Genomic DNA, 281 nt, shown 5'->3' with positions numbered 1-281 from the left:
CGAATTTTTAATTATCCAATACTGAGCTCCAGTTGCATCAATTGTTCCATAACCAACAACTAAAACACCGTGATTAACGACAGTGCTGCAAGAAGTGTTGAAAATGCCTTGTGAATAAAACTGTAATTGGTCTGCGTTTACAGCGACTGAAACTGGGCCTTGAGTTGCAACGGCTATTTTTAAATTTGTCTCGTTAGTTGGGATACTAACATATCCCTTTGCACTTACAACAACCGGTTTGTTTTTCTTACATGAACCTTGACTTGCTTGGTACGGATACG

At 39.1% G+C, this 281-nt stretch carries 1 protein-coding gene; it reads right to left on the bottom strand.

The annotated features are described in order from the left end of the window. On the bottom strand, positions 1-281 hold a 281-nt coding region (locus tag QWJ41_RS21065), incomplete at both ends, for a C1 family peptidase (RefSeq protein WP_302710441.1).

This window comes from Nocardioides cremeus, from assembly GCF_030518195.1.
Classification (GTDB): Bacteria; Actinomycetota; Actinomycetes; order Propionibacteriales; family Nocardioidaceae; genus Nocardioides; species Nocardioides cremeus.
This window is presented reverse-complemented; position numbering and strand designations above follow the sequence as displayed.